Annotated in this window: 24 protein-coding genes; 11 read left to right on the forward strand and 13 right to left on the reverse strand. The window is 32.7% G+C overall.

The annotated features are described in order from the left end of the window. Nucleotides 1–109 precede the first annotated feature (109 nt). The gene (locus ACQY29_RS04960; protein ID WP_428224139.1) at nucleotides 110–1,090 is read left to right on the forward strand and encodes an NAD-dependent epimerase/dehydratase family protein; all 981 of its coding nucleotides are present in this window, start codon (nucleotides 110–112) and stop codon (nucleotides 1,088–1,090) included. 6 nt (nucleotides 1,091–1,096) lie between these two features. On the opposite strand, the gene ACQY29_RS04965 is transcribed toward ACQY29_RS04960, so the two are convergent. The 6 genes from ACQY29_RS04965 to ACQY29_RS04990 all read right to left on the reverse strand — a co-directional run bounded on the left by ACQY29_RS04965 (nucleotide 1,097) and on the right by ACQY29_RS04990 (nucleotide 7,350). Next, complete coding sequence (locus tag ACQY29_RS04965) at nucleotides 1,097–1,456, reverse strand: DUF4296 domain-containing protein (protein ID WP_428224140.1); 360 nt, start codon at nucleotides 1,454–1,456, stop codon at nucleotides 1,097–1,099. A 10-nt stretch (nucleotides 1,457–1,466) separates the two neighbouring features. Then, a complete protein-coding gene (locus ACQY29_RS04970; protein WP_428224141.1) occupies nucleotides 1,467–2,804 on the reverse strand; it encodes a dihydroorotase in 1,338 nt (445 codons plus the stop codon). Nucleotides 2,805–2,811: 7 nt separating this feature from the next. Beyond that, nucleotides 2,812–3,537, reverse strand: coding sequence for a polyprenol monophosphomannose synthase (locus ACQY29_RS04975; RefSeq protein ID WP_428224142.1), 726 nt, complete (start codon nucleotides 3,535–3,537; stop codon nucleotides 2,812–2,814). 71 nt (nucleotides 3,538–3,608) lie between these two features. Continuing rightward, nucleotides 3,609–6,206, reverse strand: coding sequence for a hypothetical protein (locus ACQY29_RS04980; protein WP_428224143.1), 2,598 nt, complete (start codon nucleotides 6,204–6,206; stop codon nucleotides 3,609–3,611). Next, on the reverse strand, nucleotides 6,199–7,005 hold the full coding sequence (locus tag ACQY29_RS04985) for a GLPGLI family protein (RefSeq protein WP_428224144.1): 807 nt from the start codon (nucleotides 7,003–7,005) through the stop codon (nucleotides 6,199–6,201). Before ACQY29_RS04985 ends, ACQY29_RS04980 begins: the two co-directional genes overlap by 8 nt. 69 nt (nucleotides 7,006–7,074) lie before the next feature. Then, nucleotides 7,075–7,350, reverse strand: coding sequence for a hypothetical protein (locus tag ACQY29_RS04990; RefSeq protein ID WP_428224145.1), 276 nt, complete (start codon nucleotides 7,348–7,350; stop codon nucleotides 7,075–7,077). 109 nt (nucleotides 7,351–7,459) lie between these two features. Between ACQY29_RS04990 and ACQY29_RS04995 the strand changes: the two genes are divergently transcribed. From ACQY29_RS04995 to ACQY29_RS05005, 3 genes are read left to right on the forward strand one after another with little or no spacing between them, the layout of a single operon-like run. Next, nucleotides 7,460–8,125 (forward strand): DUF4271 domain-containing protein, encoded by a 666-nt coding sequence (locus tag ACQY29_RS04995; RefSeq protein ID WP_428224146.1) that lies wholly within the window; start codon nucleotides 7,460–7,462, stop codon nucleotides 8,123–8,125. 32 nt (nucleotides 8,126–8,157) lie between these two features. Further along, the gene (locus tag ACQY29_RS05000) at nucleotides 8,158–8,907 is read left to right on the forward strand and encodes a uroporphyrinogen-III synthase (protein WP_428224147.1); all 750 of its coding nucleotides are present in this window, start codon (nucleotides 8,158–8,160) and stop codon (nucleotides 8,905–8,907) included. Nucleotides 8,908–8,967: 60 nt separating this feature from the next. Further along, nucleotides 8,968–9,726, forward strand: a complete 759-nt coding sequence (locus ACQY29_RS05005; RefSeq protein ID WP_428224148.1) for an enoyl-CoA hydratase/isomerase family protein — start codon at nucleotides 8,968–8,970, stop codon at nucleotides 9,724–9,726. A 2-nt stretch (nucleotides 9,727–9,728) separates the two neighbouring features. Here the strand turns inward: ACQY29_RS05005 and arfB are convergent, their stop codons facing one another. Genes arfB through ACQY29_RS05025 form a run of 4 tightly spaced genes read right to left on the reverse strand, consistent with a single transcriptional unit; the run spans nucleotide 9,729 to nucleotide 13,532 of the window. Next, nucleotides 9,729–10,130, reverse strand: coding sequence for an alternative ribosome rescue aminoacyl-tRNA hydrolase ArfB (arfB, locus tag ACQY29_RS05010; protein ID WP_428224149.1), 402 nt, complete (start codon nucleotides 10,128–10,130; stop codon nucleotides 9,729–9,731). Continuing rightward, on the reverse strand, nucleotides 10,123–12,225 hold the full coding sequence (locus tag ACQY29_RS05015) for a DUF4301 family protein (protein WP_428224150.1): 2,103 nt from the start codon (nucleotides 12,223–12,225) through the stop codon (nucleotides 10,123–10,125). The genes arfB and ACQY29_RS05015 overlap by 8 nt, the downstream gene beginning before the upstream one ends. Further along, entirely contained in the window at nucleotides 12,186–12,812 is a 627-nt protein-coding gene (pnuC, locus tag ACQY29_RS05020) for a nicotinamide riboside transporter PnuC (protein WP_428224151.1), read from the reverse strand. Before pnuC ends, ACQY29_RS05015 begins: the two co-directional genes overlap by 40 nt. 3 nt (nucleotides 12,813–12,815) lie before the next feature. Beyond that, a complete protein-coding gene (locus ACQY29_RS05025; protein ID WP_428224152.1) occupies nucleotides 12,816–13,532 on the reverse strand; it encodes a geranylgeranylglyceryl/heptaprenylglyceryl phosphate synthase in 717 nt (238 codons plus the stop codon). A gap of 46 nt (nucleotides 13,533–13,578) precedes the next feature. On the opposite strand from ACQY29_RS05025, the gene ACQY29_RS05030 reads away from it, so the two are divergent. From ACQY29_RS05030 to ACQY29_RS05040, 3 genes are all read left to right on the forward strand, one after another. After that, entirely contained in the window at nucleotides 13,579–14,181 is a 603-nt protein-coding gene (locus ACQY29_RS05030; protein WP_428224153.1) for a Crp/Fnr family transcriptional regulator, read from the forward strand. Between the two features lie 67 nt (nucleotides 14,182–14,248). After that, nucleotides 14,249–14,536, forward strand: coding sequence for a hypothetical protein (locus ACQY29_RS05035; protein ID WP_428224154.1), 288 nt, complete (start codon nucleotides 14,249–14,251; stop codon nucleotides 14,534–14,536). A gap of 1 nt (nucleotide 14,537) precedes the next feature. Then, a complete protein-coding gene (locus ACQY29_RS05040; RefSeq protein WP_428224155.1) occupies nucleotides 14,538–14,936 on the forward strand; it encodes a group III truncated hemoglobin in 399 nt (132 codons plus the stop codon). A 19-nt stretch (nucleotides 14,937–14,955) separates the two neighbouring features. On the opposite strand, the gene ACQY29_RS05045 is transcribed toward ACQY29_RS05040, so the two are convergent. Both ACQY29_RS05045 and ACQY29_RS05050 read right to left on the reverse strand, forming a co-directional pair. Then, a complete protein-coding gene (locus tag ACQY29_RS05045) occupies nucleotides 14,956–15,783 on the reverse strand; it encodes a UDP-2,3-diacylglucosamine diphosphatase (protein ID WP_428224156.1) in 828 nt (275 codons plus the stop codon). Nucleotides 15,784–15,909: 126 nt separating this feature from the next. After that, nucleotides 15,910–16,383 carry a hypothetical protein gene (locus tag ACQY29_RS05050; RefSeq protein WP_428224157.1) on the reverse strand — a complete coding sequence of 158 codons (474 nt, stop codon included), beginning with the start codon at nucleotides 16,381–16,383 and terminating at the stop codon, nucleotides 15,910–15,912. 342 nt (nucleotides 16,384–16,725) lie between these two features. Between ACQY29_RS05050 and ACQY29_RS05055 the strand changes: the two genes are divergently transcribed. From ACQY29_RS05055 to ACQY29_RS05065, 3 genes are all read left to right on the forward strand, one after another. Then, a complete protein-coding gene (locus ACQY29_RS05055; protein WP_428224158.1) occupies nucleotides 16,726–17,853 on the forward strand; it encodes a P-loop NTPase in 1,128 nt (375 codons plus the stop codon). A gap of 84 nt (nucleotides 17,854–17,937) precedes the next feature. Next, nucleotides 17,938–18,177 carry a NifU family protein gene (locus ACQY29_RS05060; RefSeq protein WP_428224159.1) on the forward strand — a complete coding sequence of 80 codons (240 nt, stop codon included), beginning with the start codon at nucleotides 17,938–17,940 and terminating at the stop codon, nucleotides 18,175–18,177. A 50-nt stretch (nucleotides 18,178–18,227) separates the two neighbouring features. After that, nucleotides 18,228–19,286, forward strand: coding sequence for an NAD(P)/FAD-dependent oxidoreductase (locus tag ACQY29_RS05065; protein WP_428224160.1), 1,059 nt, complete (start codon nucleotides 18,228–18,230; stop codon nucleotides 19,284–19,286). A gap of 42 nt (nucleotides 19,287–19,328) precedes the next feature. Here the strand turns inward: ACQY29_RS05065 and ACQY29_RS05070 are convergent, their stop codons facing one another. Then, entirely contained in the window at nucleotides 19,329–20,195 is an 867-nt protein-coding gene (locus ACQY29_RS05070) for a DMT family transporter (RefSeq protein ID WP_428224161.1), read from the reverse strand. Between the two features lie 88 nt (nucleotides 20,196–20,283). Here ACQY29_RS05070 and ACQY29_RS05075 point away from each other — a divergent pair, with 88 nt between their 5' ends. Further along, on the forward strand, nucleotides 20,284–20,637 hold the full coding sequence (locus ACQY29_RS05075) for a cation transporter (RefSeq protein ID WP_428224162.1): 354 nt from the start codon (nucleotides 20,284–20,286) through the stop codon (nucleotides 20,635–20,637). The last annotated feature ends 129 nt before the right edge of the window (nucleotides 20,638–20,766 follow it).

The following is a 20,766-nucleotide window of genomic DNA, read 5'->3' on the forward strand; positions in this document are numbered from 1 at the left end:
TAGTGTTAGATAATTGATTTTTGTAGTGATTTCAATTTTGAAATCAGGGTATTAATGCTTTTGTCATTTTGAATCTTTGTCACTTTATAACTTTATTTATCTTTGAAATATGATATTAGTAACAGGAGCAACAGGATTAGTCGGTTCACATTTGATTTTAGAACTTGTCAAGAAAGGTAAAGTAGTAAAAGCTTTATACCGTTCGGAATCTAAAAAAAAGCGAGTCGAAGAAGTGTTTAGATATTATAACTATGGCGATTTATTTGGAAAAATAAATTGGGTAATGGGTGATATTCTAGATGTTCCATCACTTGAATTGGCTTTTGAAAAGGTTACAAAAGTGTACCATTGTGCCGCTTTGGTTTCTTTTGATCCTAAGGATGAGGAACAGCTTCGAAAGGTAAACATTGAAGGAACGGCGAATATTGTTAATTTCTGTATTGATTATCAAATTGAAAAATTATGTTATGTCAGTTCGATTGCCGCATTGGGTGATTTGAAAGATTTTGAAGAGGTAATCACCGAAGAAACAGAATGGAATCCTGAAGTATCTCATAGCGACTATGCTATTTCTAAATATGGGGCAGAAATGGAAGTTTGGCGTGGGTATCAAGAAGGGCTTTCTGTAGTAGTGGTGAATCCTGGAGTGATTTTAGGGCCCTTGTTTTGGGAAGAGGGGAGTGGTGATATTTACAAGAAAGTTAGAAATGGAATGCCATTTTATACCACAGGGGGAACAGGTTTTGTGAGTGTAAATGATGTAGTGCAACCTATGATGCAACTAATGAATGCAGCTGTAGCGGGAGAACGTTATATATTAGTTTCGGAAACTTTAACCTACGGTGAGATAACCACGTTAATTGCAAAGAAAATGAATGTTCAACTCCCACGAATCAAAGCAACCTCATGGATGTTGGCGTTGGCATGGCGTTTAGATTGGTTTCTTGGTGTTTTTGGAAAAAAAAGAGTCCTTTCCAAAAATATGGCAAAGACTCTTTGTGTTATGGATAATTATGATGCTTCAGAAATAGTGAGAAAATTAGGGTATGAATTTACTACTGTCGAAACTTATATAAACAACTTGAAATGAGATAGGTTATTTCGGTTGTTTGTTTTTTCTTTGAAGGGTTTTTTCGTTTTCCTGTTTTTCAATTTTTATTCTTTCTAGAATTTCTTCATACATTTTCTTGAAATTAGAAATGTCGGCGGCATAATATCTGTTACTTTTAACTAATTGAATGCTGTCAATATGGTATTTTAGGTAGATGTATTTTTTAGGGTCAATTTTATTTTTGGGTAAAAGCATCATGTCGTGACCTTTTATAGCTTGTAACATGGCTAAATCGTACAAAATATTTTTCATTGTAGATTCGTCAATAAGATTTTTAGGCTTTTCTACAATCTCATTTTTACATGAAAAAATGAAAATCACCACTAATAATGCTAGTCTTTTCATGGGTGTTGATTTATCTGTTAAACTCTAGTCTTTTGCCAGTCTGTATGTTTTTTACAGTATCATTTTCATATACTAAAGTTCCATTAACTAAGGTGTGCGTAATTTTAGAATTAAAAGTTACGTTTTCAAAAGGAGACCAGCCACAGTGATACAAAATATTTTCTTTAGTTACGGTCCAAGGATTGTTGGTGTCAATAATTGCTAAATCAGCATAATATCCTTTTTTGATAAAACCTCTGCGGTCTATTTGGAATAGTTTAGCTGGATTGTGAGCCATTTTTTCAACAATCTTCTCGATAGAAATTTTTCCTTGTTTATGGGCTTCAAACATAGCTACTACACTATGCTGTACTAGTGGACCTCCAGAAGGTGCTGAAGTATAGGGGTTCTGTTTTTCTTCAAAAGTATGTGGCGCATGATCCGTAGCAATTACATCAATACGATCGTCAAGTAGTGCTTCCCAAAGTGCGTTTTTATCGTTTTCTGTTTTTACAGCTGGGTTCCATTTGATTAAAGTGCCTTTGTCAGCATAATCTTTATCTGTAAACCATAAATGATGTACGCAAACTTCGGCCGTAATTTTCTTCTCTTCTAAAGGAATGTTGTTGTCAAATAATTCCATTTCTTTTGCTGTAGAAAGATGGAAGATATGTAAGCGAGCTCCTGTTTTCTTGGCTAAGGCAATTGCTTTTGAAGAAGAAATATAGCAAGCTTCCTCACTTCTAATTAAATGATGGCAATCCATAGGGATATCATCGCCATATTTTTCTTTATAATGTGCTAAGTTGGTTTTTATAGTGTCTTCGTCTTCGCAATGCGTACAGATGAGCATTTTAGTATTTGAAAATATTTTTTCTAATACTTCTTCTCGGTCTACCAGCATGTTACCTGTGGATGATCCTAAGAAAATTTTGATAGCGGCTACGTTTCTCGGATTGGTTTTTAAAACTTCTTCTAAATTATCATTCGTTGCGCCCATCATAAACGAATAATTAGCATAGGAAGTTTGTGCAGCGATTTCGTATTTCTGTTCTAATAATTCTTGTGTAACGGCATTAGGAACGGTATTAGGTTGTTCCATAAAAGTGGTTATACCACCAGCAACTGCCGCACGAGATTCAGAAGCAATATTCCCTTTGTGAGTTAAACCAGGTTCGCGAAAATGTACTTGATCGTCAATAGCGCCTGGTATTAAATAATTGCCTTGCGCGTCAATGATTTCGAAGTGGTCTTGGGCTTCGATATGAGAGGCTATGTCAATGATAAACTCGTTTTCAATTAAAACGTCGCCTTTAAAAATTTGACCTTCATTTACAATCTGAGCGTTTTTAATTAAAATAGTTTTCATGATCTTTTTATAGAGAGTTAAATATTTTACGAATGCGCAACATGATTACACCTAAAACGGCTTCGCGAATAATGGCGCCACTCATTTTAGATTCGCCCTTAGTTCGGTCGGTAAAAATAATTGGAACTTCCACGATTTTGAAATGATTAACAAATGTTCGGTATTTCATTTCAATTTGAAAAGCGTATCCAGTGAATTTTAATCGGTCAAGGTTGATTTTTTCTAATACTTGTCGTTGATAGCATATAAAGCCTGCGGTAGCATCTTGAATTTGCATGCCTGTAATCATTCGTACATATACCGAAGCAAAATACGAAAGTAATACACGGTTAAGTGGCCAGTTCACTACGTTTACCCCAGTGATGTAACGTGAGCCAATGCTCATGCCTGCATTTTGGGTTTTACAAGCTTCATAGAGTTTTTCTAAATCATTAGGGTTGTGTGAAAAATCGGCATCCATTTCGAAAATAAAATCATAATGATGCTGGATGGCCCATTTAAAACCATGCACATAAGCCGTACCAAGCCCTGCTTTACCTTGGCGTTTTTCTAAATGAAGTGCTCCTGGAAATTCGTTTTGAAGTTCCATAACTTTATCAGCAGTACCATCGGGTGAATTATCATCAACAATGAGTATGTCAAATGCTTTAGATTGTGCAAAAACAGCTCTAATAATAGCTTCTATATTCTCAATTTCGTTGTAAGTAGGTATAATGACGATGGAGTCCTGCATGAGTAATTAAATTGTGATGCAAAAATAAACTTTTTAATTGATGTCATTCTTAAATTATTTATAATTTCCAATTAAAAATTATATTCCATTGTAACTAAAAAATATCTGGGCATTAAATTTAACTCTGAGGAATATGTCGAAAAATCATTGTTTGATTTTTGCTTGTAGTATTTGAAATCTAATAAATTATTGCCTAAAAAAAAGAAATTTGTTTTATCGTTTGCTTTGTATTTAAGCTCAAAATCTACAAAATTATAGTAGCTTTTTTCTTTCAAATCAAGAAAATAAATGTCTGATTTTATGCTTGAGCTTACTTTTTTTGAAATTCTATACTTTATTTTAAAGTTGTTTTGAATAGTATTCAACTTATTTTGAAAAAAATCTGATTTAGATTCAATTGAATTGATTGTAAAAGAGTTTTCAAAATTCATTTTAGATAGAAATCCTGTTCTAAACTCAAATGTGTTTTTGAAATTAACATTGCTATTTTTTCTAATATCAGAGTTGTTTAAAACGTTTGGGTATTTTGATATGCTTAACGAAGAATTGTATGTAAAAGTTGTGTATAGTTTTTCAATAAAAGTTGAAGCTTTTATGTTTAAATTTAGATTTGTATTTTGTTCATTATAGAATTGATTTTTTATAATTGTGAACTCTTTATTCAAAGTGATATCTTGTAAAAATTGCCCATTGCTCTTTTCGTAAAAACCACTAAAGAATAAACTAGTATTTGTAGATAAATTTGTAAATCTATAGTTAAAAGCTATTGATTGACTTTCTTTGAATTCTAGAGAAGGAATATTATAATTTAAAGTTCTATTATTTGTTATTACATTTTGGGAGTAAATAACTTCTTCTTTAAAAGGTTTTTGATTGTAGGAATAAATTAACGCTATTGTGGATTTTCCCAGTTTATAATTTAGTTCTAAATTAGGCTCAAATACATTCTTATTAACATCCTTTTGATTTGATATTTGGTTTTGTAGTGTCAAATTATAATTGGTTAATAACACCGAAGGAATAAAAGTTACTTTTCCAAAGTTTAATTTTAACCTTGAAAAAACGTAAGTTGAATTACTTTTGAAAAAATCATTGTTAATATAATTCAGACTATTTTCAGAGTTGAAATTTATTTTTTCAAAATTAGAACCCAATTGAAACGTATAATTATGTTTTTTAACTTTTCCTAAGAAATTATAATTAAAAAGAAATACATCTTTTTTGTATTTGTTTTCTTGGTTTAGTTGTTGAGAATTGCTGTTGCTAGTGAATACTTGAGGAATTTCATTACTAGTATAATATAAATTACCTTGAAGAGCTTGATGATTTGAAACTTTCCAGGTATGTACTAATTTATTTATTGACAAATAATTTTTAGTATGATTATAATTAAGGAATCCAAGTTCGTTGTTTTTTGTGTAACTATTTTCGAATTTAGTATCTTCCCAATATTGTTTATTGTATATTTCTAATAGTGTTTTTTTTGTAGTATTGATTTTAAGTTCTAATTCGGCAGTTAAAACAAAAGGTTTATTAGTTGCATCATTTATATCGTTAGTTTCAAGGATGCCTGTTTCCTGAAAATTAGTAGTCGAAATTTTTTGAATTGATGTTATTTTATCCTTTATAAAATTAAAATTTGATTTTAAGTTTATATTTTTATTTATTTTAAACAGATTGTTATAGCTGCCAAAAAACTGGTTGTTTAAGTTGTATCTTATAGGATCAAGATTAGGACTAAACAAGTCATTTGATATAAGCTGAATAGTTTTAAAATCTTCATCAGATTTACTATCCATACTTGTGCTTTTGTTCTTTTCATAAAAGTAAGAGTCACTTCTGCCAATATTATTCGAATTTAAAGTAATAAAAGATTTTACATCTTTAGAAATCTGCATAAGATAAAGATGAATATAATGATTTATATTGTAATCAGTGTTAAATCCCAATGCGTTTTCAGTGCTTCCTGAATAGTCTGATTTTCCTTTTTTTAATTTTAAATTTAAAGCTACTTTTCCTTCACTTTCTATACCTTTTAGGAGTTTATTGTCTGTGTAGTTGTCAATTGCTTCTATTTGTTCAACAATATCAACATTGATGTTTTTTGTTCCTACTTTGTAGTTTCGGTTAAAGATGTTATCTCCATCAAGAGTTACAGTTTCGAGCTGCTTCCCTTTGTATTTTATGGTTCCCGAATTATCAACTTCTATTCCTGGTAGTTTTTTTATCAAGTCTTCAACTTTTCTTTCGGTACCATCTCTATACTTTTGCACATCAAAAACAATGGTGTCTTTTTTTATTTTATAAGGTCTGTCTGGTGTTTTTATAACAACTTCTTGAAGCTGTTTTGTGGTATTTTTTTTTAAAACAAAGCTGAAATCATAGGCTTTGTCTTTTTTAGGATTATCAATTTCTATTGTTTCAGAAAAATAGCCTGTAGAGGTAACCTCTATTATTAGGGTTTTATATTCTTTTTTTAAAGTAAAAGTAGGATTGTTTGAGTTAATTTTTGTAAATTCAAGTATAGTATTTGAGTTCTTCTCTCGAAAAAGTATATTGGATAAAACAATTTTTTGCCCAATTTCATCTTTAATGTCAAAATGAAGTTCTTGGGCAAAATTATATGTTGAGAATAGTATAAATAATAATTTTAAGCAAAAATTATTCATAAATTCTTTCTTTCTGTAATTCTTCAATGATTTCAATTGACTCTAATGGCCCAGCTTTTGTTTGTTCTAAGTAAGGGTTTTTAGATTTTGCCTTAGCAAAATTCTTCCTTTCTTGATTAAGAAATTCCATATAAAGTTTATCAAACTTTATTGTTTTTTTATTTTCGTAAGGATTTTTAATTTGTTTGTTTTGATTAATATTAATTTTTATTTCAGTGGGTTCTATTGAAATAAAGCCATCCAAGGACTTGACTGATAAGATAAATCCAGGCAAACCATCAAACTTCCATGGTCCACCTTGATTTGCAATTTCATTAGTGTAGTGAGCTATGTAATTTCTTCCTCTAAAGTTGGTTTTAGCCTTTTTACAATTGTAGCCAGATATTATAGTATCACTCTCTTGAATTAATTCCCAATTGAATAAGTTTATTTGGTCTTCAATAAATACAGTTTTTTGGAGTCCAATTATTTTTGAATCAATCTGAATGTTTTTTTCGAAATCTTTGTAACATTGTTCTTTGAAAAGGCATGCAAACCCCTGATCGTTAATATTAAAAATAGTTACCGTGTCACGTTCCTTCAATGTGGTTATGCTTTCATGATGTTTGAAATTTCTTACATCTCTAATATCTTTAAGTTCAAAAATTGAAAACTTATCATCTTGTTTTAGGATAGATTTTTTAGATACAGAAGCAAGTTCAAATGTTGAATTCACATTGAATTGAAATTCAATTAAGATGTTTTGACTTGAAGAAATATGGAAATGGATAGATATAAAAAATAATAATATTTTTTTCATAATATAAAATTGCTAAAAATGGGTATAAGGTTATTCCTTATGTTTAATTTGGAATAACCTTAAAAGCTTTTACTGAGCTAATCCGTTTTCTAAAGAAGCTTCAGCTATACATCCATTCATAGCTCCTCCCCAACAGAAGAAACAAGAATATGAATGCTGAATCCATGTTGATCCTGACCAAACAGCACATGTAACAGTTTTAACATCCTCTTTTTTAGTTTCTTTAGAAACTTCTTTTTTTACAGGTTGCTTAGCTTCTTTTACTGGTTTTTCAACTTTTCCATTACAAGCACTTGTTACAGTAAACATGCCTAAAGCAATTAAACTAAATACAAATTTTTTCATAAGTAATAGTTTGTTAAAATTAATTAAACGCAAATCAAAAAAAAAAAACTGATAATCAAAGTTTATTGTTAAAAAATTAAATTGCTTAAAAAAATTGTAATTTTGTATCATGAAGAACTATGAGCTACTTCCTCGAATCGTTGAAAATAAAGATTGGATTACTCTTATTTTTATTTTCGCTATTGCATTAGTAACGATTACTAAAGCTGTTTTTGAAAAACGATTTAACGATTTTGTTAATTTACTTTTTAATAACAAGTACATAAAAATATATAAAGATCCGAGTAACTTAATGACTTGGTTCACGGTTTTGCTGTTTTTTGTGCAAATGATTTCTTTTGCTTTTTTTATTCAATTAGTGCTCTCTTATTTTGGGTATACGACTAAGACTAACTGGATTACCTATATACAGATTACTACTTTTTTAGCATTTTTTGTGCTTTCAAAGTATTTAATAGAAAAAATTATTGCTACTTCGTTTGATACAGAGACGTTTATTGAGCAGTTCAATCTCTTTAAAGTAAGTTATAGAACTTATATGGGGTTGCTTTTACTTCCTGTAAATATGATTTTGTATTACACTAATTTCATGAATGAATATGTGATTCTAAGTGTTTTGATTGCAATTTTGATAATAAATTTGGTTACATATCTTATGTCGTTAAGAAATTATCAAAAATTACTCTTTGGTAAGTTGTTTTATTTTATTTTGTATATTTGCGCCCTGGAAATTGCACCGTATTTTTTTATGTATTATTTCATAACCAAACAATAAGCATTGAGGAAATACTTTAGAATATTTTGACTATGAAAGTGAAAACGATTTTAGTATCGCAACCAGAACCAAAGGTGGAAAATTCTCCTTATGCTGATTTGCAAAATAAACACAAGATAAAGGTTGATTTTAGACCTTTTATACATGTGGAGGGGGTTCCTGCTAAAGAGGTTCGCGCGCAAAAAATTGATTTAAACAATTTTACTGCTATCATTCTTACCAGTAAAAACGCTGTAGATCATTTCTTTAGAGTAGCTGAAGAAATGCGTTACAAAGTTCCTGAGGATTTACGCTATTTCTGTCAATCAGAAGCTGTAGCCTATTATTTACAAAAATATGTGGTTTATAGAAAACGTAAAATCTATGTAGGTCAAAAGGATTTTGCTGATATGTCTTCTCTTTTCAAGAAGTATAAAGATGAAAAATTCTTATTGCCCGCTTCTGATAAGTTGAACGCAGATGTGCCTCAAACGCTTAATAATTTAAAAGTAGAATGGACTCCTGGTACTTTTTACAGAACCGTGATGAGTGATCTTTCTGATTTGAAAGATGTATATTATGATGTTTTGGCGTTCTTTAGCCCAACTGGGATTCAGTCATTATTTAAGAATTTTCCTGATTTTAAACAAAACAATACACGTATTGCTGTATTCGGTAGTACTACTCAAAAAGAGGCTCTTGAGCATGGTTTGCGCGTAGATATCATGGCGCCAACTCCAGGAGCTCCTTCAATGACGATGGCATTGGAGAAATATGTTGCCGAAGTTAATAAAGGTAAATAATCGCTATAATAACCCCAAAAATCCCGAATTAATCGGGATTTTTGCTTTTAAAATACTCTTATGAATACAAACGGAACGATTACAACTACAATTGAAAATAAAATCGCTACACTTACTTTTTCGCATCCTGCAAGTAACTCTTTTCCTAGTAATCAATTGCAAGCATTAACCAATGAAATTAATGCGTTAAGCCATAATGATTTGGTTACCACCATTGTTCTTAAAAGTGAAGGCGAAGGGGCTTTTTGTGCAGGGGCTTCCTTTGACGAATTATTGCAAGTTAACGACATGGATACAGGTAAAGCTTTTTTTAGTGGTTTTGCTAATGTTATCAATGCAATGCGCTGTTGTAAAAAAGTAATCATAGGTCGAATTCACGGGAAAGCTGTGGGTGGAGGTGTAGGTTTAGCTTCTGCTTGTGATTATGTTTTTGCCACAACAAATGCTTCTATAAAATTGTCTGAAATAGCTATTGGTATTGGTCCTTTTGTAATTGAACCCGCGGTATCTAGAAAAATAGGTAAGTCAGCTATGGCAGAAATGACTTTGGCACCCACGGAATGGAAATCTGCACAATGGGCTTTTGATCATAAATTATATGCGCAATTATTTGATACAACTGCTGCGATGGATGAGGCATTGCAAGTCTTTGCAAATCAAATGGCTTCTTACAATCCAGAAGCTTTGTATGAGTTTAAAAAGGTTCTTTGGGAAGGTACCGAAAATTGGGATGCCTTGCTTTATGAAAGAGCGGCAATTTCGGGTAAATTAGTGCTTTCTGACTTCACTAAAAATGCGTTAAACGCTTTTAAAAAGTAATTTTAAAAATCTAACTTTCTACGGATTTTCTTAATTTCAGCATATATTTTTTTCTCCTTTAAGCGTTTTTCGATGGCGCTTTTAGGAGTTTTTGTTTTTTTGCGAATTTTGGGTTGGATAAGTGCCTTTTCCAATAGTTCAAAAAATCGTTGTGTAACTATTGCTTTGTTTTTAAACTGACTTCTGTCGTCCTCAGCATGTAGGGTCAATAAGCCTTCTTTGCTTAACCTTGAAGCGAGTTTATCTTTAAGAATTGTTTTTTCAATGTCATTCAATCCTGTTGAGTCTTGTATGGAAAATCGCAAAACAACTTTACTAGACACTTTATTGACATGTTGCCCGCCTGCACCACCACTACGTACTGCTTTGAATTGTAACTCAGATTGCAATATTTGCTTATTCATGAGGTTGATGCGCTGGTTTTAATAAGTCATTAACTGTTTTTACGGGATTAAAAGTTTGTAATGGGACTTCCACAAACAGTGTAATCCAATTTGCCATACTACCGTTCCATAAACCAGGTAATTCATAGGACTTGTAAGTTTGTCCATTTTTACTTTTTTCTACAACAAATCCGGTTTCAGGATCGGTGTAATTCAGTAAATCAAATTTTTCACCTTTGTAATTCTTAATTGCACATACTAAGTCGACTGGATTAAAATGAGTAGCTTCTGAAAAAATAGTTTTCTGATATTCATTCTGAATGTCCACTTGAGCCGATTCTACAATTTGAAGATTAAGGTTTCCTTTCTTATCTTTTACCCAAAAAGGACCTCCGCCAGGTTCGTTCTCGTTTTTTACCATACCACAAACGCGAATGGGACGGTTTAAAAACTGATGTAAGATTTTAATTTGACTTTCTTCTTTGAAGTCTTCAAAATCAGTATTTATTTTTACAGAAAGTTTATTTTCTATAAAATTTTTGGTTGATTTAATGAGAGCTGATTTATCGGTGGCTTGTTCTAGCGCATTTAGATGACTAAATACTTTGTTTTGAATTTCAAGTAAGTAACCTGCTAGCGATTTTTTGTAAAAGGCTATTTCGTTGATTGAATTATGACTGACGTTGTCTATGTTTTTGATGTAAATGATATCCGCATCCCTTAAATTAAGGTTGTAGAGTAAGGCTCCATGACCTCCTGGGCGAAATATAAATTGGTCGTTCTCATCTTTTAGAAGCTCACCTTTTTCGTTTATAGCAATTGAATCGGTAGATGGATCTTGATAGGAATAACTGATTTCAGAAATTTCTTTATACTGTTTAGGTTGCTTATTTATTTGTTCTTCAAACAAGTTTAAATGTGCCTCAGTAATGGTGAAATGGATGTTGCCTTTTCCGTTACTCGCATAAGCCTGTGATTCTTTGAAATGTTCCCCTATGGGCGTTAAGATGGCTTCTGGATATTTGTGAAAAGGTAATACTGCTTTCGGCTTGTTTAAAAAATTAAAGACTTCATCGGTAAGTATCGTTTTGATGAAAAGATATTGTTTCTTGTTAATCGAGTAGTCTTTGTAATTTGGATTCGATTTTTTTAAATAATTAACTACTTCAGTGTAAAACGGAAACTTAGTCATACCTACAATAAAAGTTTCTAGTGTATGATTTTCTGTTCTGTTGATGTATGCGTTGATACTTTCTTTTTCAGGATTGTATTGTACTAGAAATTCGCTCAAAAATTTAAACATTCTTGTTGCAGCACCTGACGCAGGTACAAATTTTTCTAATATTTTAGATTGCGATTCCTGCTCAAAATAATCAGAAAATCGTAGCATTTCATCTGAACTAAAAGTATTAATCCCGTTATTAATTGTTGCAGGTGCTTCTAGTTGAGTTTTTTTTATGCCTTTTTTTAAGGATTCAATCTGTTTTATGACTAAATCAATGTTTTTTTTTTGATGGTATAATGCTACAAACTCATGGCTGGTTAAACCTGCGTTTAATGCTTTTTCAAGGTCGGTTACAATAGTAATTGCTTTCTCTAAGCGTTCTTGTTTATTTCCGCTTATTTGAATGAATGGTTTATTGAAATCAATTAAGTTTTTTTTGAATGTTTCGAATGCAGAATCTCTATATTCTGCACTATCTCTAAGTCCATCATCTTCCCAAGGGATGTCTTTGTCTGTTAAAAAATACAAATCGTAATGATGTTTTTCTGCAGCTTCTAATAATTCAGATGAACATTGGTTGTAGTAAATATCAGAATATACTTTTGTAACCAAAGCATTAGTATCGCAAAAAAGGTATTTATGAGCACGATTTAGGGCATCATTTTCAATGGCAACTTGACCAATTGCAATAGGTAGTAAATCTTTTTCCTCGCATATACGACCTTCCTTGTCTAGAATTTCGATTAAAAAATCTCTTGCAAATTCAACAATCCAAGTCGTGTTAAAGTGCGTTGCTAAATCACGTGCTAAGGTAGTCTTGCCAGTACTTTCAGGTCCGTAAGTAGTTATTCTTAGGATGTTAGTGTGTGTTTGTCTAAGATTTTCTTCCATTCTGCATAGGCCAATATGGCTAAAATTGTGAAAATGACATATTGGAGTGCAAAGATATAAAGTTCTCGTGACCAAAGAATAGGAACTATAAGAAAATCGCCAATAATCCAAAGTATCCAATTCTCAATTTTCTTTAATGCCATAAACCACATAGCAGTGAAAAAGATACAAGTGGTGAAAATATCTATCCAGTTATTGCTTTGAATCTGTACATCAAAGGCTTTGTAAATCACAATACAAACAATTCCTGTAAGAAAAAACATGAGTGTACCAATAATTTTCTCTTTAGTGTTCGTTCTGCTAATATGTAAATCATCTTCTGTAGTAGCGGTGAAATTTGTCCATTTGTACCAACCATAAATGCTCATAAGAGTATAATAAATATTAATACTCATATCGGCTAAATATTGTGCTTTGTACATGACATAAACTGTAATAGCAGTAGCAACAATACCTGTTGGGAATACTAAGAAACTTTCTTTTTTGGCATACCAAACACTAAGAATACCAAACACAAAAGCTATGGTTTCCATGATGATTTGCCAAGTAGGCACATTTTGATATTGAGCAAATATTTGGTCTAACATAATTTAATTAAAAAAATTGATATCATTTTCAAAAGCGGTACCAATAACCACTAGGTCGGCTCCAGAGGCGTAAGCATTTTCAATAGCTTCTCTGGAACGAATACCACCACCAACAATTAATGGGATGTTGATTTGACTGGCAACCGCCTTAATCATTTCCACAGGAACTGGGTTGAGTGCACCACTTCCAGCTTCTAGATAAATTAATTTCTTACCAAGATATTCTCCTGCTTTAGCTGTTTTATAAGCCAATTCAATAGCGGTACTAGCAATAGGTAAGGTTTGGCTTACACGTTGTACAGCCGTTTCTTTTCCACCATCAATTAAGATATAACCTGTTGGAATAATTTCTAAATTAGAATCTTTTAAAAGGTCGATAGAATTGATGTGATGTTCAATTAAATAGTCAGGATTCCTTCCCGATAATAAACTTAAAAATAACAAGCCGTTTGCTTCTTGCGAAATTTGTGAGGGATGACCTGGGAAGATTAAAATGGGAAGATTAGATTCTTTTTTCAATATTAAAATCAACTCATCAATAATGAAATTCTGAACGATACTTCCGCCTACAAAGATGTGTGTTGCAGATGATTGATTTATTTTTTCAGCTAAAAGGCTAACTTCAGAAAGTTCGATTTTATCGGGGTCTATCAAAACCGCTAATAGTTTTTGCTTTAACTTTCTTGCATTACTGATGGATTCGTAAATCGTTACGGACATTTTAGTTAATTTTAGCGATGTAAAAGTAAGGCTTTTATTTAAACTTATGATTCCAGAAAATCTATTTATAAAGTATAATGCCCAATTGGTTCATTTTCCAAAAGGAGAAACTATTGTAAAAGAAGATACCGTGCCACGTTTTTTCTTCCAAATTCATAAGGGAGAAGTAAAAATGATGAATTTGAATGAAGATGGAAAAGAATTTGTCCAAGGGATTTTTGGTGCAAGTCAAACTTTTGGTGAGCCACCTCTTTTTGTCGGCAGAAATTATCCAGCGGATGCAGTCGCTTTAACTGACGTTGCAATATATTGTTTACCCAAAGAACAACTCATGATTCTTTTAAATGAACACCCTGAAGTTGCTATCAATTTGATTGAAAATCTTTCCAAACGACTCCATTATAAATCGGTCATGGCGGTTGAAATTGCTTTTGAAAATCCCGAACATCGGATTTTAAAACTGATAAACTATTATGTGACGTATTTGAATGCTCCTAAAGAAATACAAGGTTATAAAATAGATTTAACCCGTCAACAAATAGCTGATTTAACAGGTTTACGTGTTGAAACCGTAATCAAATCGGTTAAAAAACTAGAAAAGGAAGGTGAAATAAAAATCATTGACCGCAAAATATTTTTCCAAATATGATTTGAATCATAAAACCAAGGTGCTATGGCTCTTTAATTTTGTCTTGTTAATTTAAAAACAGATAGTTATGAGCTTATATTCACAAATGTTTGAAGGTTTTAAAGAAAAATATTTAGGTTTTGCTACCCTTGCTATTTTAGGGCAAAGTTGTTTGGGTTCAGTAGCTGCAATGTATATCCTTAAAAATGGTACTTCAGTTGGTCAAATGTTTCAATTGGCTATAGTAGTTATGATTTGTATGGCTGTAAATGGGTCTATTTTATCACAACAGAAGGCTAAATTAGTGTTTAACTTAATTATAAGTAGCGTAGTTTCTAGTACATTTTTTATTATCCTTAATACAGCGGTGATTTGATATGAGCAAAAGAGATATAGATAGCAGAAATGATGTTGAGCTATTGGTTCATTCCTTTTACATAAAAATCCGTCAGGACTTAGAAATAGGTCCTTTTTTTAATCAAGTAATTTCCGATTGGGAAGAACACTTGGAGAAATTAGTTAATTTTTGGGAGAGCACCCTTTTTGGAACACGTAACTATTCCGGGAATCCGATATTGGCACATATAGCCGTTGATGAGAAATTTAAGGGTACAGTTTCACCTACTCTATTCGGGATTTGGTTGAATTATTGGTTGCAAACCATAGACGAACATTTTGAAGGAGATAATGCAATAGTATTAAAAAACCGTGCTTCTAAAATAGGGACGGTTTTGATGGTGAATATTTTTGAGAATAGAAAAGTGAAATCAGTATAAGTTCAATTATTTGATTTTATTATTTTATAAACTCCACAAATTGTTCGGTTAATTTTTCTTCGTATTCAAAAAACGTTTTATCGTCTTCCTCTGCAATATAGCGCCCTTCTACTTTGTGGTTATACAATTTCCATTTCTTATTATGATATTCCAATGCGGTTAGGTTTTCAATCCAATCGCCAGAATTCAAATACAATGTTTTTCCTTTGGACGTAGTTATTTCTTCGATTTTGGGTTCGTGAATATGACCACATATCACATAATCAAATTTCTTTTCGATGGCTAATTCGGTACACACTTTTTCATAGTCAGCTATGAATTTCACCGCTTTCTTGACACTGTTTTTAATTTTCTTGGACAAGGAATACGGTTCTTTTCCCATTTTGACTAAAACAAAATTTATCAAGCGGTTAATTAGAATCAGTAAGTCATAACCCCAACCGCCCAGTTTTGCAAGCCATTTGGTATGAGTGATGGAAGCATCAAAAACATCGCCATGAAACAGCCATGCTTTTTTGCCGTCTAATTCCAAAACCAGTTTATCCACTAGCGAAAAATTGCCAATGTGGACATCACTAAATTTTCTTAAAAACTCGTCATGATTTCCAGTAATATAATACACTTGAGTGCCCTTGGTAGAAAGTGAAATAATTTTCTTTAGGACTTTGAGGTGTGTTGCAGGGAAATACGATTTTCTGAATTGCCAGATGTCTATAATATCACCATTGAGTACTAAAACTTTGGGCTTAATGCTCGATAAATACTGAACTAGCTCTTTGGCATGACATCCGTAAGTGCCTAAATGTACATCGGAAAGTACGACTAAATCTAATTTTCTCTTTTTCAATGTTTTTAGTTTTATCAAATCAAGTTTTTTTCTGTTGTTTAAAGGTTAGGGCACTGTTACCAAATTGTTTCACGCAAAAAAAAAATCTACACGTAAGGTAGATTTTTTTCTATACGAATAAGAAGTTTATTCTGATATGATTTTTACCGATGCTTCTCCATTTCTTAATCGGGTGTGGCTTAACGGATAGGCTCCTGCCTTCATAATGATTCTCTTTTTACCTAAGGCGTTAGCTAAACTTGACGTTAACACTACATCGCTTTCTAAAATAAATTCTTTTTCTTCCAAACTTCTGTAAAAACCTAAGTTTAAATTTTCACCTGATAAAGTCACTCCGATAGGACCAACATCTGGATTATTGATTTTATTGTCAAAAAAGTTGTAGTCCCAAACATTTCCAAAACCGTCTTTGAAACAAACACCAGGTCCTGTCCAGCAAGTTGTACGACTAAATCTTGCATCCATTACATATACACTAAATAAGTTCAATCTTGGGGTTTCAATGTTTACGCCCTCTGATGTTGTTGGTAATTCGTCTTTTTGACAACTCATTGTTAAGCTTACTAACGCTACCACTGCTAAAGTTTTTAAAGTTTTCATGATGTAAATGTTTTTTATTTGGCTTACTCTGTTTTAGGATTTTCAGCGTTCTCCTTTTTGTTTTATATTACTATATCAACTTGATTTTGTTTTTGTTACCCTTATTTTTAATTTTTTTAAATTATTTTTTTGGAGTACCTTTTTCAATCTGTTTTATATAGCTATATCCACAGAGATTAAAAATTGTTACCCCGTTTTGTGAAATTTATTTTTAAAGATGCGTTTCTGCCAGTTTCTTGCTCAAACTTTTAAACTCCTAAACTTTTAAACTCCTAAACTTCTCATTATCTTTGCAATCTAAAATCAGTTTAAATAAATATTATCCCCAAAGGATACACAGATATGAAATTAGATAGAAAAGAAATCTTGAAAGCTCTAGAAGCTATTTCTATTGCAGGTGAAGGAAAAAATATGGTTGAAAGTGGAGCGGTGACTAACGTTATCACTTTTGGCGATGAAGTTGTGGTAGATTTAGTATTAACTACACCAGCCATGCATATTAAAAAACGCGCGGAAGACGATATTCGTAAATTAATTCACGAAACCTTTTCTGCGGATATCACAGTAAAAGTAAATATCAAGGTTGAGGTACCCGAGAAAAATGAAATTAAAGGAAAAACCATTCCAGGTATTTCTAATATCATTGCCGTAGCTTCAGGTAAAGGAGGCGTAGGTAAATCGACCGTAACGGCTAACTTGGCCGTGACCTTAGGAAAAATGGGCTTCAAAGTTGGGGTGTTAGATGCCGATATTTATGGACCTTCTATGCCTATCATGTTTGATGTGGAAAATGCAAAACCGGTTTCGGTTGAAGTGGACGGAAAATCAAAAATGAAACCTATTGAAAGTTATGAAATCAAATTGCTTTCTATCGGATTCTTTACAGCGCCAAGTCAAGCAGTGATTTGGAGAGGGCCTATGGCTGCTAAAGCATTGAATCAAATGATTTTTGATGCAGCTTGGGGTGACTTGGATTTCTTGTTAATTGACTTACCTCCTGGAACAGGTGATATTCATTTGTCTATTATGCAATCGTTGCCTATTACGGGAGCTGTAGTGGTTAGTACACCACAAGCCGTAGCTTTGGCAGATGCTAAAAAAGGAGTGTCTATGTTTCTTTCTGAAAGTATCAATGTGCCTGTTTTAGGAATTATTGAAAACATGGCATACTTTACTCCAGAAGAATTACCTGAAAACAAATATTACATTTTTGGAAAAGAAGGGGCTAAAAACCTAGCTGCGGATTTACAAGTACCTTTCTTAGGAGAAGTGCCTATTGTGCAAAGTATTCGCGAAGCAGGAGACTATGGTCGTCCAGCAGCCTTACAAACAGCTTCTCCTTTAGAAAAAGTGTTTGAAGATATTGCACGTAATGTAGTGGAAGAAACGGTGAAAAGAAATGACAATTTGCCACCTACAGAAGCGATTAAAATAACAACTATGGCTGGATGTTCAGCTGTGAAAAAATAGTACTCAGTAATCAGTGCTCAGTAACCAGTATGTGCTAACATACTACACTGAGCACTGTATAATGAGTACTGAATACTATAAAATATGACAAATACAGAATTAGAACAAAACGTATTAAAGGCTTTAGACGAAATTCGTCCGTTTTTGAATTCCGATGGCGGTGATATTACTTTGATTGGTATTGAAGATGAAAAGCTAGTAAAAGTTCGTTTGGAAGGTGCTTGCACCAATTGCAATTTGAGCATTAGTACGTTAAAAGCTGGAGTAGAAACCACTATCAAGAAGTATGCTCCACAAATAGAAAGCGTGATTAATATTTCATAATTCGTTTATAGGAGGAGATACATAACCCTATAAACTTATACACTCTATTTATGATTGAAACCGATATACTTATAATAGGAGCTGGTCCTACAGGGCTTTTTGCTGTTTTTGAAGCTGGATTATTAAAATTAAAATGCCACTTGATTGATGGACTTCCACAACCAGGGGGGCAGCTGACGGAGTTGTATCCTAAAAAACCCATATTTGACATTCCAGGATTCCCATCTGTAAATGCAGGGGATTTGGTTGATAATTTAATGGAACAAATCAAACAGTTCCAACCTGGTTTTACGTTGAATGAAGTAGCTGAAAAAATTGAAAAGCTAGAAGACGGAACCTTTATCGTTACTACCAATAAAGGTACGGAACATCACGCTAAGGCGGTGGCTATTGCTGGTGGTTTAGGAATTTTTGAACCCCGTAAACCCGCTTTAAAAGATTTAGAATTTTACGAACAAGACGACCGTGGGGTGGAATATTTTGTAAAAGACCCTGAAAAATTCCGCGATAAGAAAATTGTGATTTCTGGAGGAGGCGATTCGGCTTTAGATTGGACAATATTCTTGTCTAATGTGGCTTCAGAAGTGACTTTAGTGCATAGAAGAAATGAATTCCGTGGGGCGTTAGATTCAGTAGAAAAAGTTCAGGAACTCAAACAACAAGGTAAAATCAAGTTGATTACTGAAGCAGAAGTGATTGGATTTAATGGTTCAGAACGTGTGACTGCTGTCGATATTCAAGTAGGTACAGCCCGCATGAATGTAGTGTGTGATTATTTTATTCCACTTTTTGGTTTGACACCTAAACTAGGGCCTATTGCTAACTGGGGATTAGAAATCGAGAAAAATGCCATTAAAGTAAACAATGCGTTGGATTATCAAACCAATATTGAAGGAATTTACGCTATTGGTGATGTGAATACCTATCCTGGTAAGTTGAAGTTAATTCTTTGTGGGTTCCACGAAGCGACTTTAATGTGTCAGAGTGTGTATAACCGCTTGAATCCAGGTAAAAAATATGTGTTAAAATACACTACGGTTTCAGGAATTGATGGTTTTGATGGTTCTCGCAAAGAAGCGGAGAAAGCTGTGGTAAAAGCGATTGAGTAGTATATAATATAGAAAAATTTAAGGTGGGATTTCCCACCTTTTTTATTTTTTACTCGCCAAATAAACTCCACACAAAATAATTCCTGCGCCAATCACTTGCATAAAATTCAAGCTTTCGCCATCTAACAATCCCCAACTCATAGCCACAATAGGAATAAAATAAGTTACAGAAGAGGCAAACAAAGGGGAAGATATTTGTATCAATTGGTAATATAAAATATTTGCAATACCAGTGCCTACCATACCAAGGATAAGTACAAATAGAGTAGATTTGATAGTTTCAGGTTGCATCATAACGTCGCCATAACCATTACTGAATAAGATAATCAAAGCAGGAATAAACATAACTGAAAAATTACCAGTTGAAATCGCTAGTGGACTTACATCAGGTAAATACTTCTTGATGAGGTTTACATTTAAGGCATAGCAAAAAGTTGCGATTACAACTAAAGAAGCATGAAAATAATGGGTTTCGCCATTACCTTCTTTTCCAAAATAAACAAGAAAAAGACAACCTGTTAACCCTAATAAAATACCAAGTACTTGATTTCGGACAAAAGTTAACCCAAAAGCAACAGCTCCTATCAATAAAGTATATAACGGGGTAAGAGAATTTAAAATACCGCTCACCGAACTTTTAATACCTGTTTGCGCATAAGCAAATAAGAATACAGGTAGACCGTTTCCAAAAAGGGATGTTAAAGCTACATATTTCCATTTGTAACTAGGGATTTTGAAAACCGCTTTAAATCCTACAATAATTAGAAAACTAAAAGCAAAAATCAGGCGTAAAGCTCCCATTTGAAAAGGGGTGAGTCCTACTAAACCTCTTTTCATGAGTATAAAGGAGCTTCCCCATACTAAAGAGAGCAGTGTTAATAGTAGCCATTTGTTGTCTTTGTGGAGCATAGAAATAGATTGAATGTCAAAATTCCGTTATTTTTTTTAATTGCCCATAGGATTTGCATAATTTTGTCAAATAAATAGTTGAAAACGTATGAAAAAAATATTTTTGATAACACTTACTTTGGTTGCTATTGTAAGTTGTAAAAAAGAAACCGCTACAGTTGCTGAAAATGATGGGGTTGAAACGGTGCAGAAAAAAGAAACTGAAGTTGTGGCAGATGCTCAAAAAGTGGATCTAAAAATTGAAGGAATGACTTGTGCTATAGGGTGTGCTAAAACCATAGAAAGCAAGCTTAACAGTTTAGAAGGTGTGCAAAAAGCTACGGTTAACTTTGATACGAAAACCGCGAGTATAGCATTTGACGGAACGATTCAATCGGTAGCTTCATTGACTAAAACCATTGAAGGCGTAGCGGATGGGAAAACGTATAAGGTTGTTCGCTAAAAGAATCAACTTTTGAAGTGAGCCGACTTGATTGAGTCGGTTTTTTTTATGGTTTTTTGAGATAAATGTTATATTGTAATTGTTTTTTTGTTATTAAAAGATTAATTGCTTAGTTTTGGCATCGTCCAA

Origin of the sequence: Flavobacterium sp., from assembly GCF_965262375.1 — a bacterium.
GTDB lineage: Bacteria > Bacteroidota > Bacteroidia > Flavobacteriales > Flavobacteriaceae > Flavobacterium.

Excerpts from the sequence above, each read along its gene's own strand:
- ACQY29_RS05005 (WP_428224148.1), top strand. The coding sequence starts at position 8,968 with ATGAATACAAACGGAACGATTACAACTACAATTGAAAATAAAATCGCT.
- ACQY29_RS05060 (WP_428224159.1), top strand. The coding sequence starts at position 17,938 with ATGACAAATACAGAATTAGAACAAAACGTATTAAAGGCTTTAGACGAA.
- ACQY29_RS04970 (WP_428224141.1), bottom strand. The coding sequence starts at position 2,804 with ATGAAAACTATTTTAATTAAAAACGCTCAGATTGTAAATGAAGGTCAA.
- ACQY29_RS05070 (WP_428224161.1), bottom strand. The coding sequence starts at position 20,195 with ATGCTCCACAAAGACAACAAATGGCTACTATTAACACTGCTCTCTTTA.
- ACQY29_RS05025 (WP_428224152.1), bottom strand. The coding sequence starts at position 13,532 with ATGTCCGTAACGATTTACGAATCCATCAGTAATGCAAGAAAGTTAAAG.
- ACQY29_RS04965 (WP_428224140.1), bottom strand. The coding sequence starts at position 1,456 with ATGAAAAGACTAGCATTATTAGTGGTGATTTTCATTTTTTCATGTAAA.
- ACQY29_RS05035 (WP_428224154.1), top strand. The coding sequence starts at position 14,249 with ATGAGCTTATATTCACAAATGTTTGAAGGTTTTAAAGAAAAATATTTA.
- ACQY29_RS05065 (WP_428224160.1), top strand. The coding sequence starts at position 18,228 with ATGATTGAAACCGATATACTTATAATAGGAGCTGGTCCTACAGGGCTT.
- ACQY29_RS05050 (WP_428224157.1), bottom strand. The coding sequence starts at position 16,383 with ATGAAAACTTTAAAAACTTTAGCAGTGGTAGCGTTAGTAAGCTTAACA.
- ACQY29_RS05040 (WP_428224155.1), top strand. The coding sequence starts at position 14,538 with ATGAGCAAAAGAGATATAGATAGCAGAAATGATGTTGAGCTATTGGTT.
- ACQY29_RS04960 (WP_428224139.1), top strand. The coding sequence starts at position 110 with ATGATATTAGTAACAGGAGCAACAGGATTAGTCGGTTCACATTTGATT.
- ACQY29_RS04985 (WP_428224144.1), bottom strand. The coding sequence starts at position 7,005 with ATGAAAAAAATATTATTATTTTTTATATCTATCCATTTCCATATTTCT.
- ACQY29_RS05030 (WP_428224153.1), top strand. The coding sequence starts at position 13,579 with ATGATTCCAGAAAATCTATTTATAAAGTATAATGCCCAATTGGTTCAT.
- ACQY29_RS04980 (WP_428224143.1), bottom strand. The coding sequence starts at position 6,206 with ATGAATAATTTTTGCTTAAAATTATTATTTATACTATTCTCAACATAT.
- ACQY29_RS04990 (WP_428224145.1), bottom strand. The coding sequence starts at position 7,350 with ATGAAAAAATTTGTATTTAGTTTAATTGCTTTAGGCATGTTTACTGTA.
- pnuC (WP_428224151.1), bottom strand. The coding sequence starts at position 12,812 with ATGTTAGACCAAATATTTGCTCAATATCAAAATGTGCCTACTTGGCAA.
- ACQY29_RS05075 (WP_428224162.1), top strand. The coding sequence starts at position 20,284 with ATGAAAAAAATATTTTTGATAACACTTACTTTGGTTGCTATTGTAAGT.
- ACQY29_RS05000 (WP_428224147.1), top strand. The coding sequence starts at position 8,158 with ATGAAAGTGAAAACGATTTTAGTATCGCAACCAGAACCAAAGGTGGAA.
- ACQY29_RS04995 (WP_428224146.1), top strand. The coding sequence starts at position 7,460 with ATGAAGAACTATGAGCTACTTCCTCGAATCGTTGAAAATAAAGATTGG.
- arfB (WP_428224149.1), bottom strand. The coding sequence starts at position 10,130 with ATGAATAAGCAAATATTGCAATCTGAGTTACAATTCAAAGCAGTACGT.
- ACQY29_RS05015 (WP_428224150.1), bottom strand. The coding sequence starts at position 12,225 with ATGGAAGAAAATCTTAGACAAACACACACTAACATCCTAAGAATAACT.
- ACQY29_RS04975 (WP_428224142.1), bottom strand. The coding sequence starts at position 3,537 with ATGCAGGACTCCATCGTCATTATACCTACTTACAACGAAATTGAGAAT.
- ACQY29_RS05055 (WP_428224158.1), top strand. The coding sequence starts at position 16,726 with ATGAAATTAGATAGAAAAGAAATCTTGAAAGCTCTAGAAGCTATTTCT.